Annotated in this window: 16 protein-coding genes, 1 pseudogene and 1 riboswitch; of the genes and pseudogenes, 7 read left to right on the forward strand and 10 right to left on the reverse strand. The window is 70.3% G+C overall.

The features are described 5' to 3' along the window. Positions 1-12 precede the first annotated feature (12 nt). Positions 13-765, forward strand: a complete 753-nt coding sequence (locus tag CP975_RS15720) for an ABC transporter ATP-binding protein (protein WP_055536273.1) — start codon at positions 13-15, stop codon at positions 763-765. Here CP975_RS15720 and CP975_RS15725 read toward each other — a convergent pair. From CP975_RS15725 to CP975_RS15740, 4 genes and pseudogenes are all read right to left on the reverse strand, one after another. Next, positions 743-1,579 carry a serine hydrolase domain-containing protein gene (locus CP975_RS15725; protein ID WP_150477023.1) on the reverse strand — a complete coding sequence of 279 codons (837 nt, stop codon included), beginning with the start codon at positions 1,577-1,579 and terminating at the stop codon, positions 743-745. The two genes, CP975_RS15720 and CP975_RS15725, sit on opposite strands and share 23 nt — an antisense overlap. A 189-nt stretch (positions 1,580-1,768) precedes the next feature. Next, positions 1,769-2,164, reverse strand: a pseudogene (locus CP975_RS15730) (DUF6895 family protein); the annotation flags it as partial. Between the two features lie 57 nt (positions 2,165-2,221). Further along, positions 2,222-2,446: a hypothetical protein gene (locus CP975_RS15735; RefSeq protein ID WP_055536275.1), complete on the reverse strand. Its 225-nt coding sequence runs from the start codon at positions 2,444-2,446 to the stop codon at positions 2,222-2,224. Continuing rightward, complete coding sequence (locus CP975_RS15740) at positions 2,443-2,655, reverse strand: hypothetical protein (RefSeq protein ID WP_055536276.1); 213 nt, start codon at positions 2,653-2,655, stop codon at positions 2,443-2,445. The genes CP975_RS15735 and CP975_RS15740 overlap by 4 nt, the downstream gene beginning before the upstream one ends. A gap of 117 nt (positions 2,656-2,772) precedes the next feature. On the opposite strand from CP975_RS15740, the gene CP975_RS15745 reads away from it, so the two are divergent. Then, positions 2,773-3,615, forward strand: a complete 843-nt coding sequence (locus CP975_RS15745) for a helix-turn-helix domain-containing protein (protein WP_055536277.1) — start codon at positions 2,773-2,775, stop codon at positions 3,613-3,615. Then, the gene (locus CP975_RS15750) at positions 3,596-3,928 is read left to right on the forward strand and encodes a DUF397 domain-containing protein (protein ID WP_055536278.1); all 333 of its coding nucleotides are present in this window, start codon (positions 3,596-3,598) and stop codon (positions 3,926-3,928) included. Before CP975_RS15745 ends, CP975_RS15750 begins: the two co-directional genes overlap by 20 nt. 2 nt (positions 3,929-3,930) lie before the next feature. Here the strand turns inward: CP975_RS15750 and CP975_RS15755 are convergent, their stop codons facing one another. Continuing rightward, positions 3,931-5,142: a glycosyltransferase gene (locus CP975_RS15755; protein ID WP_150477025.1), complete on the reverse strand. Its 1,212-nt coding sequence runs from the start codon at positions 5,140-5,142 to the stop codon at positions 3,931-3,933. A gap of 50 nt (positions 5,143-5,192) precedes the next feature. Here CP975_RS15755 and CP975_RS15760 point away from each other — a divergent pair, with 50 nt between their 5' ends. Both CP975_RS15760 and CP975_RS15765 read left to right on the forward strand, forming a co-directional pair. Beyond that, positions 5,193-5,546, forward strand: a complete 354-nt coding sequence (locus tag CP975_RS15760; RefSeq protein WP_150477026.1) for a hypothetical protein — start codon at positions 5,193-5,195, stop codon at positions 5,544-5,546. Between the two features lie 325 nt (positions 5,547-5,871). Further along, positions 5,872-7,146 (forward strand): lipase family protein, encoded by a 1,275-nt coding sequence (locus CP975_RS15765; RefSeq protein WP_055529882.1) that lies wholly within the window; start codon positions 5,872-5,874, stop codon positions 7,144-7,146. 84 nt (positions 7,147-7,230) lie between these two features. Here CP975_RS15765 and groL read toward each other — a convergent pair whose 3' ends face one another. From groL to thrC, 4 genes are all read right to left on the reverse strand, one after another. Next, entirely contained in the window at positions 7,231-8,856 is a 1,626-nt protein-coding gene (groL, locus tag CP975_RS15770; protein ID WP_030791626.1) for a chaperonin GroEL, read from the reverse strand. 318 nt (positions 8,857-9,174) lie between these two features. After that, the gene (locus CP975_RS15775) at positions 9,175-9,378 is read right to left on the reverse strand and encodes a cold-shock protein (RefSeq protein WP_005315736.1); all 204 of its coding nucleotides are present in this window, start codon (positions 9,376-9,378) and stop codon (positions 9,175-9,177) included. A gap of 421 nt (positions 9,379-9,799) precedes the next feature. Further along, positions 9,800-10,075 (reverse strand): ubiquitin-like small modifier protein 1, encoded by a 276-nt coding sequence (locus CP975_RS15780; protein ID WP_055529880.1) that lies wholly within the window; start codon positions 10,073-10,075, stop codon positions 9,800-9,802. A gap of 96 nt (positions 10,076-10,171) precedes the next feature. Further along, positions 10,172-11,476, reverse strand: a complete 1,305-nt coding sequence (gene thrC, locus CP975_RS15785; RefSeq protein WP_055529878.1) for a threonine synthase — start codon at positions 11,474-11,476, stop codon at positions 10,172-10,174. A gap of 17 nt (positions 11,477-11,493) precedes the next feature. Next, positions 11,494-11,643: riboswitch (SAM riboswitch) on the reverse strand. A 171-nt stretch (positions 11,644-11,814) separates the two neighbouring features. On the opposite strand from thrC, the gene CP975_RS15790 reads away from it, so the two are divergent. After that, positions 11,815-12,759, forward strand: a complete 945-nt coding sequence (locus tag CP975_RS15790) for a glucosyl-3-phosphoglycerate synthase (protein ID WP_055529876.1) — start codon at positions 11,815-11,817, stop codon at positions 12,757-12,759. Between the two features lie 53 nt (positions 12,760-12,812). Further along, positions 12,813-14,237: an alpha,alpha-trehalose-phosphate synthase (UDP-forming) gene (locus CP975_RS15795; protein WP_055529874.1), complete on the forward strand. Its 1,425-nt coding sequence runs from the start codon at positions 12,813-12,815 to the stop codon at positions 14,235-14,237. A gap of 54 nt (positions 14,238-14,291) precedes the next feature. On the opposite strand, the gene otsB is transcribed toward CP975_RS15795, so the two are convergent. Further along, positions 14,292-15,164 (reverse strand): trehalose-phosphatase, encoded by an 873-nt coding sequence (gene otsB, locus CP975_RS15800; RefSeq protein ID WP_150477027.1) that lies wholly within the window; start codon positions 15,162-15,164, stop codon positions 14,292-14,294. Between the last annotated feature and the right edge of the window lie 13 nt (positions 15,165-15,177).

The following is a 15,177-nucleotide window of genomic DNA, read 5'->3' on the forward strand; positions in this document are numbered from 1 at the left end:
GCCGTCCCCGCCATGCCCGTTGAACTCCAGGCAGTGTCCTACGCCTACGGCCGCAACAAACCCCGAATCCTCGACCAGCTCACCTACACCACCCCGCACGGCTTCACCGTCCTACTTGGCCCCAACGGCGCCGGCAAATCCACGCTGTTGAAGCTCGCCGCCGGCGTCAACCAGCCCACCACCGGCGCTGTACGCCTAGGCCGCCTGTCTTCGACGACCCGGGAATACCGCACCAAGGTCGCCTGGATGCCCCAGACCATCACCGCGATGACAGGCCTCACCGCACGCGAACAAGTCGCCTACACGGGCTGGCTCAAAGGCATGAACCGCGCATCCGCCTGGGAAGCAGCGGCCACCGCCCTGGACCGGGTACAGATGAAGGATCGCGCCGACACGAAGACCAAACAGCTATCCGGCGGTCAGCTGCGGCGTATCGGCGTGGCCTCCGCCCTCGTCCACGACGCCCGCATTCTGCTCCTCGACGAACCTACCGCCGGAATGGACCCCGCCCAGCGCCGCGTCTTCCGCGACCTGATCCTCCGCCTCGCCACCGACGAAGTACAGGTGCTGATGTCCACCCATGACGTCGCCGACCTCGCCGAAGAAGCCGACCACGTCACTGTCCTCACCGACGGCCGCATCACCTTCAACGGAACCACCCGGGACTTCCTCGCCCATGCCCCAACTCAAACTCCTGCGGGACGACAGGCCGAAGCGGCCTACACCGCCATTTCCTCTGAGTTCACGGCCCCCCCGGCCCACTGAGCCCCCGAAGCAGCAGATACGCCTGTTGGATGAAGGTGCCGTGCAAGGTGGGGTTCGTGTTTGTCAGGGCGACGACGGCCGTCTCCGGGTGGGGGGTGAATCCGGTGAAGGCGGTGAAGCTTCTTGTGCCGCCCGCGTGGAAGTAGAGGTCGCGGCCCGGCAGGCCGCGCCTGTTCCAGGCGAGCGGGAGCCGCGGTCCGTCGTTGGACAGCGCGCGAAGTCGCAGTACCTCCGTCATCGCCTCACGCAGTGAACCGTCGGGCAGCCGGGTGGGCTCGGCCAGGTACCGGAGGCAGGTGAGCAGGTCGCGGGCGCTGGAGCGGAGGGCGCCCGCGCCCGGCAGGGCGGGGATGGACCAGGGCGGGCGGGGCCGCCCGCGCAGGTGGCCGGTGGCTTGGGCGAGCCCGTCGCAGCCCGTGTCGGCCAGGTGCAGCGGTCGCAGTACGTGCGTCTGGAGCGCGCTCGCGTAGTCGGTGCTCGCCCGTTCGGCAAGGAGGTGGCCGAGGAGGCCCATACCGAAGTTGGAGTACCCGACACGGGTGCCCGGCCGGTGGCGGACGCGGCTGCGGGCCAGGGAGTCGAGCAGCCGGTCGGGTGTGTAGTGCGCGTAGGGATTGCTGTACCAGGACCGTGCCCCGGCGGGCAGCAGGCCGGGTGGCAGCCTGGGCAGTCCCGCGGTGTGGGTGGCGAGGTGCTCCAGAGTGATGGCCGCCCCGTGCGGGCCGCGCGGGAGGACCCACGCGGGCACGCAGCGGCTGAGCGGCTCGGCGAGCAGCAGCAGCAGCAGCAGCAGCACGGTGAACGTCTTGGTCACCGAACCGACTTCGAAGCGTGTCGCTCACCGACCGGCTGGGTTCTCGTCCGGTCCGTGAATCCCTGGCACACCGTGAGAGAGTCTCCGCCGGTGTACGCGGCGACGGCGACGCCCGCGTCAGGGCCGGCCGACCGGGCGACCAGGCGAAGGCGCTCGGTCAGCGAGGCGGGCTCGGACGCGGACGCGGACTCAGCGGGGGGACACATCGCCGCTGCGGGCCTGCGCGAGGGTGCCGGCCACGACGGTCACGACCCCGGTGTGCTGGTGGTCCCGGAACGCCTGCTCCGGTTCGTCGCTGACCGGCTTCCCGTCACGGGGCACAAGACCGTCGGCGTGCTGGACGGCCGCCAGCCGCTGCCAGACGTCGAGGTGGTGGCCGGGGCGGGGCAGACAGGCGTCGACGATGAGGAGTTCCACGACGAGGTCCCACTCCTCGATCTCGACCCAGATGTCGATCCACACCGGCAGCCAGCACTCCAGGTAGGCGACCACGTCAGCGGGAAGGTCATGGGGCAGTCCGCCCCAGTCGGTGACGTGGAAGACGGTGTGGGTCATGCAGTAGGCGGTCATCCAGTCGATGGCCCACGGCTCGGGGAGCGGCGAGTGCGCCGGTTCACGGCAGGCACCGTTTTCCCCGCCGGTTCACGGCAGGCGCCCTTCCCAGTTGACCTGCCGCACCTTCGCCCGCAGCACCTCCCCCGACGGCGCCTCGCCCACCGACCCCGGCGGGCAGTCCCACTCCCGGCCGCCGCCGATCGGCCTGAGCTGTACGAGGCCGCCCTCGCACCCCATGACCTCCCCCACACTGCCGTCCCGGTGGTCGACGGCGTACGTCCCCGTCTCCGGCACGCTCGGGTCGTCGTTCATCGCGCCCCCTCCAGGACCGCCACCAGCCGCAGCGCGGTGTCGAGGTTGCAGCGCCCCAGCTCCACGAGTGGCAGCGCGCCTTCGTCGGCGGCGCTCAACGGGTCCATGCGCAGTGACGGCAGTGTGATGCCGACCTCCCCGAGGGCCGCCTTCAACTGTCGTACGGCCTCCTCGGCCGCCCGCATTCGTTCCTCCGCCGTCAGTGCCATGTGCTTCGCCTTTCACACCGAGTGTTGCCGTTACCTCACCCAGAGTGGCCGGGTGTGCGTAGCCTGAGAAGCATTGGCGTCCCAACAACCCCCCGTGTCCAATGGAGGAGTTGCCCCATGACCCGCCCCAAAGACCTCGACCCCTCCTCGAACCCCCGAGCGCTCCTCGGCTGCGAACTGCGCCACGCCCGCGAACAGGCGGGCCTCAGCCAGGAGGCGCTGGGGGCGCCGATCTTCGTGAGTGGTTCGTTCATCGGCCAGTTGGAGGCGGGGACGCGGCGGATGCATCTGGAGTACGCGAAGCACTTCGACGCGGTCTTCGGCACGGACGGCTTCTTCGAGCGCAACTGCGAGGCGGTCGGCAAGTCCAAGTATCCGGACCATTTCGCGGAGGCGGCGGAGGCGGAGGCCGTCGCGACGGCCATCAGGCAGTACGCGACCCTGCTGATCCCCGGCTTGCTCCAGACGAAGGCGTACGCCGAGGAGGTGTCCCGCGCGTACCACCCGACGGCGACGGACGAGACGATCGACGACCTGGTGGCGGCCCGACTCGAACGGGCGCATCTTCTTGATGACCCAACAACCCCGTTGTTCTGGGTGGTGGTTGACGAGGCCGCGCTCCAGCGGGCCGTCGGCGGCGGGGCGGTGATGGCGGAGGCCCTGCGCCACGTGTCCGCCCTTGCGCGCAAGCGCCGCATCATCGTGCAGGTACTCCCGTTCAGCGCGGGCGCACACGCGGCAATGGAAGGCCACCTGAAACTGATGGAGTTCGAGGATGGGCCCCCTCTCTGCTTCGTCGAGGGACCGAGCATGGGGAAGCTAATCGACGACCCAGCCACCGTCACCCACCACACCATGATGTTCAACCTCCTCCAGGCAGCCGCACTCTCCCCGAAAGATTCCCTGGCCCTGATCGAATCGGTGGCGCAGGATTACGAGCATGGACAACAGCATCCGTGAGTACGAGTACGACCTGAGCGGCGCCACTTGGCACAAGTCCAGCTACAGCGGCGGGCAAGGCGGCGACTGCCTGGAGGTCGCCACCTGGCGAAAGTCCAGCTACAGCGGAGGCAGCGGCGGCGACTGCCTGGAGGTAGCCGACACCTGGCGCAAGTCCACCCACAGCGGAGGCGAAGGCGGCGACTGCCTTGAAGTCGCTGACGGGCACCCGCAAATCGTCCCCGTCCGCGACTCCAAGAACCCCACAGGCGCAACCCTCGTGTTCCGCAACACGAGCTGGTCCGCGTTCATCGCGGACGTCAAGGCCCGCTGAACTCACCCGGCGAGCAGCCGCCCCGCCGCCACCGTCGCCCCATCCGCGCGGACCGTGGCGGCGACGGCTGCCGCCTGTTCCCGAAGTTCGGGCGCCAAGGCCGCCGCCAGCGCGGCCGAGAGGGAGTCGAAGCTCGGGGACGGGCCCTCCTCGTGCGCGGCGCCGATACCCAGGTCGGCCACCCGGCCCGCCCAGTACGGCTGGTCCGCGCCCTGCGGCACCACCACCTGAGGGGCACCCGCCCCGGCGGCGACCGTCGTCGTGCCCGCGCTGCCGTGGTGCACGACGGCGGCCACCCGGCGGAACAGTTCCCGCTGATTGACCTCGCCGACGACGAAACAGTCCCCCTCGTCGTCGACGGGGGCCAGCCCGCCCCAGCCCCGGGAGAGAACAACCCGCCGCCCCTGCGCGCGAACCGCCTCGATCGCGGCACGGGAGACCGCCCTCGGATCACTCAACGGCGTACTGCCGAAGCCGACGTACACGGGCGGAGCCCCGTCCTCCAGGAACGCCACCAGGTCATCAGGGAGCGGCCGCTCGTCGGCCCGTACCCACGCACCCGTCTGCACCACGTCCAGGTCCGTCGGCCGCCACGGGGACAGAACGGGATCCGTGGCCAGCCACGGCTGCTCGCTGAAGGCGTAGTCGCGGACGCCGGACACCGGAGGCAGACCAGCCGCATCCCGCCGGGAGTTGAGCATCTCGCCGAACATCGTGTCGGCGATCTCGGCGTCCCGGTCCCACAGCGCCTGGTGGTCGGTCGCGCCCGGCGGCAGCGGCTGGCCGCGCCGCGCGGGCGGACGGCGGTACGGCGAGGGCAGGACGACGGGCTGATGGCTCGCGTGTACGTAACGCATGCCGAGCTTCTCGGCGACGGACCGCGCCCCCGCGGTGACCGGCAACGGGCCGGTGGCCACCAGCACGTCACACCCCTCGGCGACGGCGGCGACCGTCTCGAACTGGGCGTCCATCAACTCGGCCACCCGCTCCGCGAGGCCCGCCGCGGACCCGGGTGCCACCGAGGCCACCAACGGGCTCACCGGCCGCCCGACCGGCACGGCCTCCACCCCGACCTCCCGCAGCCGCCCCGCGAACTCCCCGTCGGGCGGCGCGCAGACGCGGACCTCGGCCCCCCTCTCCCGCAACCGCGCCGCGAGCACGGCTATCGGTTCGACACTCCCCCGCGACCCGTACGTCGACAACACGACACGCATCCCACAACCCCCACTTGCGCTGGCACTGATACCGGCTTTAGTGGGGGATTGTGCCAACCTCCCCGCATCAAGACATCGCGCAGCAGCAGGCGGCCATCACCCGACTGCTGCTCCAGCACCTCCACCAACCCCTGGGCGGCGACCAGTTCATCAAGGGCGTCCTGCCCGCGCCGCCCGCCCTCGCCGTCATCCGTGTCGTCACGGGCCCCTGCGACGCCATCCCCGACGAGTGCACGGTCTGGGAGCTTCCCCTGCGCGTCGCGGACTCCGAGGAGATGTACGGGCCTCACGACCTCCTCGGCTTCCTGCGCGCCCTGCACACGGGCACCCACATCTTCTCCACCAGTTGCATCCGCACCCTGATGGGCATGCCCTTGTTCCAGGCCGACGTGAGCACGCTCTAGACGGAGGACTGCGCCGCCTGCCCCCGCACCGGACCGCCCCGGCGCCTTCGCGACAGACTTCCGCCCCTTCCCCGCGCCCCCGGCCCCCGCCCCGCACCCCGAGTTGGCCGACGCGCCGCCGGGGCGTCCCCCCGCGCCGGCCGCCGCCGCCCACCCGTGCCTGGCCAGCGCCGCGGACCCCCTCCCGCCCCACCCGTAAAGGGCGATGAACGGCCGAAGCCGCCCTGTCCGAAAGGGCCCCGGCCGACTGTCGGCAGCCGACGGACGTACCCAAGATGGCGCCGAACGGCACCAGCACCGGTGGACCGACCCGAGGGGACCCGCAATGACCGACCCCAACCACCCCGACGCCCTCACCGAAGCCGACGCCCGGCGCATCTCCGAGGCCTTCGGGGCCGCCGCCCGCGTCACCCTGGCCCCGGGACCGAGGCAGGCCCGGGAGGCGCCCGCCGCCGCGCCCGAGCCGGACGACGAGTGGGCGCTGCCCGAGGGGCGGGCCTGGGTGTACCTCGCCGACCGGACGCGCGGGCTGACCCGGCCCGTCATCCTCGGCGACGGGTTCAACTCGGGTCCGAGCGACCTCAACTACTCCTGGGAGATCCTGGAGCGCGGCCCGTACCCGTTCGTCGGCGAACTGCGCCGCCGCGGCTACGACGTCATCCTGCTCGGCTTCGACGAGCGCGGCGCGTCCATCCTCGACAACGCCAAGGTCGCGCGGGCCGCCATCCGCGAGGCCATCGCACGGCGCGACGGCGACCACCCGCTGACCGTCGGCGGCTTCAGCATGGGCGGCCTCGTCACCCGCTACGCGCTCGCCAAGATGGAACACGACGGCGGCCCGGAGAACGACCACCAGACCGCCCTGTACTTCTCCTACGACAGTCCGCACCGCGGCGCCTGGATCCCCCTCGCCCTCCAGTCGTTCGCCCACTACATCCGGCGCCTCAACGCGGCCTTCTCCGAGCAGATCAACAGCCCGGCCGCCCGCCAGCTGCTGTGGCAGCACATCACCGAGTGGGACGACAGCCCCGAGACGGACAAGGAGCGCGGCACGTTCCTCGCCGAGCTGGAGCGCGTCGGCGGCTGGCCGAAGCGGCCGAAGAAGATCGGCGTGGCCAACGGCGTACGCATCGGGCAGAGCAACGGCGTCCGACCGGGCGAGAAGGCCTTCCACGGCAAGGGCCTCGCCATCACCGGCACCCACCTGCACACCCAGTCCGTCGGCGAGGACCAACTCGTCGCCCAGTTGCGGGTCGTGACCCTGCGCAAGCCCCGCATCCGCACCTCGGGGATCCCCGAGATCGACGGCGCCCCCGGCGGCACCCTGGAGGGCTTCGGCATCCTCGCCGACGAGCTGAACAAGATCCCCGCGCTCATCGGGCTCGGCTCCCAGGCCGACGTCCGCGCCCACTGCTTCGTCCCGACCGTCAGCGCGATCGCCCTGCGCGACATCGACAGCCACGAGAAGCTGTACGAACCGATCACGGCCGCCGAGGACGAACTGAGCGAACTGGACGAGTTCCGCTGCGCCTCGAAGAACGAGGGCCACACCCTCGTCACCGAGGAACTCTGCGCCTGGATCATGGACCGGCTGCCGTAGCCGGAGAACGCCCGAGGGCGGCACCCCTTCCTGAGAAGGGGTGCCGCCCTCGGTACGTAAGGACAGTGATCAACCAGAGGTCGATCAGAAGTCCATGTCACCGCCCGGCATGCCGCCGCCGGCCGGGGCAGCGCCCGCCTTCTCCGGCTTGTCGGCGATGACGGCCTCGGTGGTGAGGAACAGCGCGGCGATCGACGCGGCGTTCTGGAGGGCGGAGCGCGTGACCTTCGCCGGGTCGAGGATGCCCTCGGCGATCATGTCGACGTACTCACCCGTCGCGGCGTTCAGGCCGTGGCCGACGGTCAGGTTGCGCACCTTCTCGACGACGACACCGCCCTCAAGGCCGGCGTTGACCGCGATCTGCTTCAGCGGGGCCTCCAGGGCCAGCTTCACAGCGGCGGCACCCGTGGCCTCGTCGCCTTCCAGCTCAAGCTTCTCGAAGACGGCGGAAGCCTGGATGAGGGCCACGCCACCACCGGCGACGATGCCCTCCTCGACGGCCGCCTTCGCGTTGCGAACGGCGTCCTCGATGCGGTGCTTGCGCTCCTTGAGCTCGACCTCGGTCGCGGCACCGGCCTTGATGACGGCCACGCCGCCCGCGAGCTTCGCCAGGCGCTCCTGGAGCTTCTCGCGGTCGTAGTCCGAGTCGCTGTTCTCGATCTCGGCGCGGATCTGGTTGACGCGGCCCTGGACCTGGTCGCTGTCACCGGCGCCGTCGACGATGGTCGTCTCGTCCTTGGTGATGACGACCTTGCGGGCGCGGCCGAGCAGGTCGAGACCGGCGTTCTCCAGCTTGAGGCCGACCTCCTCGGAGATGACGGTGCCACCGGTGAGGATGGCGATGTCGCCGAGCATGGCCTTGCGGCGGTCACCGAAGCCCGGGGCCTTGACGGCGACGGACTTGAAGGTGCCACGGATCTTGTTGACGACGAGCGTGGACAGCGCCTCGCCCTCGACGTCCTCCGCGATGATCAGCAGCGGCTTGCCCGACTGCATGACCTTCTCCAGCAGCGGAAGGAGGTCCTTCACGTTGGAGATCTTGGAGTTGACGATCAGGATGTACGGGTCGTCGAGCGACGCCTCCATACGCTCCATGTCGGTGGCGAAGTACGCCGAGATGTAGCCCTTGTCGAAGCGCATACCCTCGGTGAGCTCCAGCTCCAGACCGAAGGTCTGGGACTCCTCGACGGTGATGACGCCTTCCTTGCCGACCTTGTCCATGGCCTCGGCGATCAGCTCGCCGATCTGGGTGTCGGCGGCGGAGATGGAGGCCGTGGAAGCGATCTGCTCCTTGGTCTCGACATCCTTCGCCTGCTCGAGGAGGGCACCGGAGACGGCCTCGACGGCCTTCTCGATGCCGCGCTTGAGGGCCATCGGGTTGGCACCGGCGGCCACGTTGCGCAGACCCTCGCGCACCAGGGCCTGGGCCAGGACGGTCGCGGTCGTCGTGCCGTCACCGGCGACGTCGTCCGTCTTCTTCGCGACCTCCTTGACCAGCTCGGCGCCGATCTTCTCGTACGGGTCCTCGAGCTCGATCTCCTTGGCGATGGAAACACCATCGTTGGTGATCGTGGGGGCGCCCCACTTCTTCTCGAGGACGACGTTGCGACCCTTGGGGCCCAGGGTCACCTTGACGGCGTCGGCGAGCTGGTTCATGCCGCGCTCGAGGCCGCGCCGTGCCTCCTCGTCGAACGCGATGATCTTGGCCATGTGAAGTGGTCCTCCCGGACAGGGGTGGCATGCTCCGGATCGACGTCGGTGCCCGCGACGGACGGCCTGCAAACCTTGTGGTTCCTTGCCCCACTCGGCCTGCGGACCTCACCGGCCCGATCCAAGTTCTGTCACTCTCACTGGGAGAGTGCTAAGCCCAATGATTAGCACTCGACCCCTGCGAGTGCAAGCGCCTCTCCCGGATCCCCGGAGGCGCTCCGGTCCTACCCGCGGGCGCGCGGGCGCACACGAGGGGCCCGTACCCCCATGGGATACGAGCCCCTCGCGATGCTTGCTTCGGTGGTCGGTCGCGCCGAGCTAGACGGCGAGCTTGACCATGTCCGCCTGCGGACCCTTCTGGCCCTGCGAGATCTCGAACTCGACTCGCTGACCTTCTTCAAGGGTGCGGTAACCGTCCATCTGGATCGCGCTGTAGTGGACGAAAACATCCGCACCACCGTCGACCGCGATGAAGCCGTACCCCTTCTCCGCGTTGAACCACTTGACGGTGCCCTGAGCCATGCCTAACTCCCCTATTACTGGCCCTTGCACAGGACCGCACTTCGCGGACCCGGGTCAGACCTCACCCCCCACTGGTTGGGGGTGTGCGCCGGAACGCGTCGACCGCCGCTGAATGTATCTGTCCAACTGCCCTCTGCAACAGGTCAATCGGACGAGAATTCTGAGCACCCGCGAACGGGAATATGCGGAGAATTCGCCAGAAGCCGGGGCAAGTCGGGCCCGACAAATGGCACATGCGACTCAAAAGGGTGGCTCGCTTTGGCTGCTTCTTGTCGACTCCGGGCCGAGTTCGTATATGCGCTCGGCACAAACGGAGAAGCGCCTTTCCCAACTGTACCGCGCTCAACCATCCAGAATTGCCCCCTCCGTTTGTCTCCCGGAGGGGGCAATTCTGGTTACGCAGGAAAGTTGCGGAAATAGATCATCCGCCGGCGACCGCCGGAATGATCGAGACGCCGGCGCCGTCCGGAGTGGCCGTCTCCAGGCCCTGTTCGAAGCGGACGTCGTCGTCGTTCACGTACACGTTGACGAAGCGCCGCAGCTTGCCCTGGTCGTCCAGGACACGGGCGGCGATGCCGGTGTGGTTCTTCTCCAGATCGGCGATGACCTCACCGAGGGTGCCCCCCTCGGCGACGACCTCGGCCTTGCCGCCGGTGTAGGTGCGGAGGATGGTGGGGATACGAACGTTCACGCTCATGGGGTTCACCTCAGAAATACGGGGATGGGGGCGCCCCGTCAGGGGCGCGGGGAACTGCGCGACCAGCCACAGCCGTCCCGCAGGGAAGCAACAACCTCAGTTGGCGAGACCCGCGGAGCGAAACGCCTCAAGGCTCGGCTTGATGGTCGCGGTGGCCTGCGACGTCTCAGCGACAGCGTCCAGCGTCTTCAGGCCGTCCCCGGTGTTGAGCACGACCGTGGTGAGGGACGGATCGAGCAGCCCCGCCTCGACGAGCTTCTTGGTGACGCCCACCGTCACACCGCCCGCGGTCTCCGCGAAGATCCCCTCGGTCCGAGCGAGGAGCTTGATCGCGTCGACGACCTGCTCGTCGTTCACGTCCTCCACGGCCCCGCCCGTGCGCCGCGCGATGTCCAGCACGTACGGCCCGTCCGCGGGGTTGCCGATGGCCAGCGACTTGGCGATCGTGTTCGGCTTCTGCGGGCGCACGACGTCATGCCCGGCCTTGAACGCGGCCGACACGGGCGAGCAGCCTTCCGCCTGGGCGCCGAAGATCTTGTAGGGCTTATCGGCCACGAGGCCGAGCGCGATCAGCTCCTTCAGACCCTTGTCGATCTTCGTGAGCTGCGAGCCCGAGGCGATCGGGATGACGAGCTGATCCGGCAGCTCCCACCCCAGCTGCTCGCAGATCTCGTACGCGAGGGTCTTGGAACCCTCGCCGTAGTACGGCCGCAGATTGACGTTGACGAAGCCCCAGCCCTCGCCCAGTGGGTCGCCGATCAGCTCGGAGCAGAAGCGGTTCACATCGTCGTAGTTGCCCTCGATGCCGACGAGTTCACCGCCGTAGACCGCGGCCATGACGACCTTGCCCTGCTCCAGGTCGTGCGGGATGAACACGCAGGACCGGAAGCCGGCGCGGGCGGCGGCGGCGCCGACGGCGCCCGCGAGGTTGCCGGTGGAGGAGCAGGAGAGGGTGGTGAAGCCGAAGGCCCTGGCCGCTTCGAGCGCCTGCGCGACGACACGGTCCTTGAAGGAGTGCGTGGGGTTCCCGGAGTCGTCCTTGACGAACAACTTGCCCTGCTCGACGCCGAGTTCACGCGCGAGGTTGTCGGCCTTGACGAGCTGGGTCCAGCCGGGGTTGAGGTTCGGCTTGTCGGCGACGTCGGCGGGGACGGGCAGGAGCGGGGCGTAGCGCCAGATGTTGGCGGGGCCCGCCTCGATCCGCTTGCGCAGGGCTTCCGGGTCGCCGAGGGGAAGGTCGTACGCGACTTCGAGGGGTCCGAAACACTCGGCGCAGGCGAAGATCGGGCCGAGCGGGAACGTGGTGCCGCACTCTCGGCAGGAGAGTCCCGAAGCGGGCCCGAGGTCTACGGAAGAGACGGAAGAGGTGGTGCTTTCGGTGGCGACGGTCTGCACAGCCATGGAGGCGAGGCCCTTTCTCCTCATCTTCCCCGCGGCGCATCTCGCCGCGAGACGGAATTGGCACCTTCCCGAGCCGGGAGCCTCGCGGCGCTGAACTGCGCACGAGACCGGCTGGAGGGTTGCCGGGGCTTCAACGGGCCGTATCCCTCTGCCCCTCTGGATGAGCGGTATTCGATTGTGGGTTTCAGTTGTCTGTGGGTTTCAGTTGTCGATCTCACGCGACGGCGACCCCGACATGCGATGGTCACCGGCGTTGTTCAAGACTGTAACCGAAGCCCTGGACCCTTGAGATAGTCGTCCGAACCGCGAGATGGATCACATACGGGAGGACTCCGACCGTGCTGGAAGAGGCCGAGCGCTGGCTGAGCAGGCGTTCCTGGTCGGTCGCCGACCGCCCGCTGGACCGGCTGGCCGCGGCCAAGCGCGCGTCCGGCGCGTCGGTGAGCGTCGTGCTGCCCGCGCTGGACGAGCAGGCGACGGTCGGCGCGATCGTCTCCGAGATCCGCCGCGAGCTGATCGAGAAGACCTCGCTGGTCGACGAGCTTGTGGTGATCGACTCCGGTTCCTCGGACCGTACGGCGCAGGTGGCCCGGGAGGCGGGCGCCAAGGTCGTGCACCGGGACGAGATCCTGCCGCGCATCGCGCCGCTGCCCGGCAAGGGCGAGGTGCTGTGGCGCTCGCTCCTTGTGACGAGCGGTGACATCGTCGCGTTCGTCGACGCGGACCTGAGGGAGTTCTCCGCGGACTTCGTCTCGGGGATCGTGGGCCCGCTCCTGACCGATCCCGACGTGGCCTTCGTGAAGGCGATGTACGACCGTCCGCTCGGCGAGGCGACCGGCCAGGGCGGCCGGGTCACCGAGCTGATGGCGCGCCCGCTGCTGAACATGCACTGGCCGCTGCTCGCCGGGTTCGTCCAGCCGCTGGGCGGCGAGTACGCGGCCCGCAGGTCCCTCCTGGAGCGGCTGCCGTTCCCCGTCGGGTACGGCGTGGAGCTGGGCCTGCTCGTCGACGCGCTGCACACGGTCGGCCTGGACGCGCTGGCGCAGGTGGACGTCGGCGTACGCAAGCACCGCCACCAGGACGGGCAGGCGCTCGGGCGGATGGCGGCGGCGATCTACCGGACGGCGCAGGTGCGGCTCGCGCGCGGGCACCTCGTACGCCCGGAGCTGACGCAGTTCGAGCGGGGTGAGCGGGGCTTCGTGCCGCGGACGTACGCGGTGGACACGGAGGAGCGGCCGCCGATGACGGGCATCGCGGAGTACGCGCACCGACGCGTGGCGTGAGCGCCTGACGGTCGTACGTTTGCCCGGCCCCGGGACGGGCTACGTTTTGCCACATGGTGTCCGAGCCCCGAACAGCAGCAGCGCAGGTACTCGTCGCGTCCAACCGCGGCCCCGTCTCGTACTCCGTGGGGAAGGACGGGGAGCTGACCGCCAAGCGCGGCGGCGGCGGTCTCGTCTCCGGGCTGAGCGCCATCGGTGACTCCCCCGAGGACCCCGCCGCCCTGTGGGTGTGCGCGGCGCTCGGCGAGGGCGACCGGGAGGCGGTGCGGCGCGGCGTCGGCGAGCCGGGCGTGCGGATGCTCGACATCGACGCGGGCTCGCGCGAGGGCGTGCACGCGGCGGCGTACAACGGCATCGCCAACTCGGTCCTGTGGTTCGTCCACCACATGCTGTACCAGACGCCGCTGGAACCGGCGTTCGGCCCGGAGTTCCGCGCGCAGTGGGCGGCGTACGAGACGTACAACCGGGCGTTCGCCGAGGCGCTGGCCGCGGAGGCCGCCCCCGGGGCCTCGGTCCTCGTGCAGGACTACCACCTGACGCTGGTGCCCGGGATGCTCCGCGAGCTGCGCGACGACGTGCGGATCGGCCACTTCTCGCACACCCCGTGGGCGCCGGCCGACTACTTCCGGATGCTGCCGGACGACGTGGCCGAGCAGGTGCTGCGCGGGATGCTCGGCGCCGACCGGCTCGGGTTCCTCACCGGGCGCTGGGCGGACGCGTTCACGGAGTGCTGTGTGCGGCTGCTCGGCGGGACGTCGGGGACGCGCATCGGGGTGCACGGCCTCGGTGCCGACGCGGACTTCCTGCGGGAGCGTTCGCGGCGGGACGACGTCGAGGAGCGGATGGCGACGCTGCGGGAGCAGATCGGCGAGGGCCGCAAGGCGATCGTGCGGGTGGACAGGACGGAGCTGTCCAAGAACATCGTGCGGGGCATGCTGGCCTACCGCGAGCTTCTGGAGACCCGCCCCGAGTGGCGCGAGCGGGTCGTCCACGTCGCCTTCGCCTACCCCTCGCGGCAGGACCTGGCGGTGTACCGGGAGTACACCGCGGAGGTCTCGCGGGTCGCCGAGGAGATCAACTCCACGTACGGGACGCCCGGCTGGACGCCGGTGATCCTGCACGTCGACGACGACTTCGCGCGCTCGCTCGCGGCGTACCGGCTCGCGGACGTGGCGCTGGTCAACCCCATCCGGGACGGCATGAACCTCGTCGCGAAGGAGGTGCCCGTCGTCTCCGACGAGGGGTGCGCGCTGGTGCTCTCGCGGGAGGCGGGGGCGTTCGAGGAGCTGGGCGAGGACGCGATTCCGGTCAACCCTTATGACGTGACAGCGACGGCGGAGGCGTTGCACGCGGGGCTTTCTATGCCGGTCGGGGAGCGGGCCGAGCGGACCAAGCGGCTCGCCGCGGCGGCTACGGCGTTGCCGCCCGCGCAGTGGTTCCTGGACCAGCTGCACGCGCTGACCGGCGATCGTCCCTAGACCGCCGCTTCGCGGCGGGTGTCTCCCACCCACCCACCCGTTTGCCCCGCGCTATCAGGCTAGGTGGCGTGCGAGGGCGTTGAGGAGAGCCACCACTCCGCCGGGGCCGTCCACCACCAGGTCGGCCCGGTCGGAGAGTTCCGTGACCTCCGCGCTGCCGCTGCACACCAGCAGGCCCGCCATGCCGTCCGAGCGGAGCTTCTCGACGGCGGCGAAGGCGGGCAGGTCGCCCAGGTCGTCACCGGCGTAGAGCACGGACTCCGCGCCGACCTCCCGCAGGTACGCGGCGAGGGCCACGCCCTTGTCCATGCCCGGCGGGCGCAGCTCCAGGACCATGCGGCCCGGCTCGACGATCAGGCCGTGCCGGTGCGCCAGCTCGGCGAGCGGTGCGCGCAGCGCGTCGAAGGCGGCCTGCGGGTCCCGCGCGCGGCGCGTGTGGACCGCCACCGCGCGGCCCTTCTCCTCTATCCAGGTGCCGCGCCAGGCGTCGATCGCGTCGAGGAACCCGGGAAGCTCGGCGCGCACGGCAGCGACCCCGGGGTGCGGCTCGGCCGCCTGGACGGTGCCGGTGACCGCGTCCCAGCGCTCGGCGCCGTAGTGCCCGAGGACCACGAGGTGTTCGAGGCCCGGCACGCCCGCGAAGCCGCCGTAGCGCACGGCGACGCCCGCCGGGCGGCCCGTGACCACGGCGACGGACCGCAGGCGCGGGGCGAGCGCGGCGAGCGCGGGCACGGCGTCCGGGTGGGCGCGGGCCTGCTCGGGGTCGGGCACGATCGCGGCGAGCGTGCCGTCGAAGTCGAGGGCCACGACGGACCGGTCGGGCCGCGCGAGAAGCGCGGCGAGGCCGTCCCGCCCGGCGGACGTCACGGGTTCGGGCAGGCCGGGACGTCCGGCCCGGTCGGGCTGCGCGTACGTAGGGTCACCCATGGGCCCGACCTTA

Source organism: Streptomyces alboniger (assembly GCF_008704395.1).
GTDB classification, from domain to species: domain Bacteria; phylum Actinomycetota; class Actinomycetes; order Streptomycetales; family Streptomycetaceae; genus Streptomyces; species Streptomyces alboniger.

What these genes read in the sequence shown, in the direction of transcription:
- thrC (WP_055529878.1), bottom strand. Translation starts at nt 11,476, where the DNA reads ATGGCTGTGCAGACCGTCGCCACCGAAAGCACCACCTCTTCCGTCTCT.
- groL (WP_030791626.1), bottom strand. Translation starts at nt 8,856, where the DNA reads ATGGCCAAGATCATCGCGTTCGACGAGGAGGCACGGCGCGGCCTCGAG.
- CP975_RS15775 (WP_005315736.1), bottom strand. Translation starts at nt 9,378, where the DNA reads ATGGCTCAGGGCACCGTCAAGTGGTTCAACGCGGAGAAGGGGTACGGC.
- otsB (WP_150477027.1), bottom strand. Translation starts at nt 15,164, where the DNA reads ATGGGTGACCCTACGTACGCGCAGCCCGACCGGGCCGGACGTCCCGGC.
- CP975_RS15755 (WP_150477025.1), bottom strand. Translation starts at nt 5,142, where the DNA reads ATGCGTGTCGTGTTGTCGACGTACGGGTCGCGGGGGAGTGTCGAACCG.
- CP975_RS15765 (WP_055529882.1), top strand. Translation starts at nt 5,872, where the DNA reads ATGACCGACCCCAACCACCCCGACGCCCTCACCGAAGCCGACGCCCGG.
- CP975_RS15720 (WP_055536273.1), top strand. Translation starts at nt 13, where the DNA reads ATGCCCGTTGAACTCCAGGCAGTGTCCTACGCCTACGGCCGCAACAAA.
- CP975_RS15795 (WP_055529874.1), top strand. Translation starts at nt 12,813, where the DNA reads ATGGTGTCCGAGCCCCGAACAGCAGCAGCGCAGGTACTCGTCGCGTCC.
- CP975_RS15750 (WP_055536278.1), top strand. Translation starts at nt 3,596, where the DNA reads ATGGACAACAGCATCCGTGAGTACGAGTACGACCTGAGCGGCGCCACT.
- CP975_RS15740 (WP_055536276.1), bottom strand. Translation starts at nt 2,655, where the DNA reads ATGGCACTGACGGCGGAGGAACGAATGCGGGCGGCCGAGGAGGCCGTA.
- CP975_RS15745 (WP_055536277.1), top strand. Translation starts at nt 2,773, where the DNA reads ATGACCCGCCCCAAAGACCTCGACCCCTCCTCGAACCCCCGAGCGCTC.
- CP975_RS15735 (WP_055536275.1), bottom strand. Translation starts at nt 2,446, where the DNA reads ATGAACGACGACCCGAGCGTGCCGGAGACGGGGACGTACGCCGTCGAC.
- CP975_RS15780 (WP_055529880.1), bottom strand. Translation starts at nt 10,075, where the DNA reads ATGAGCGTGAACGTTCGTATCCCCACCATCCTCCGCACCTACACCGGC.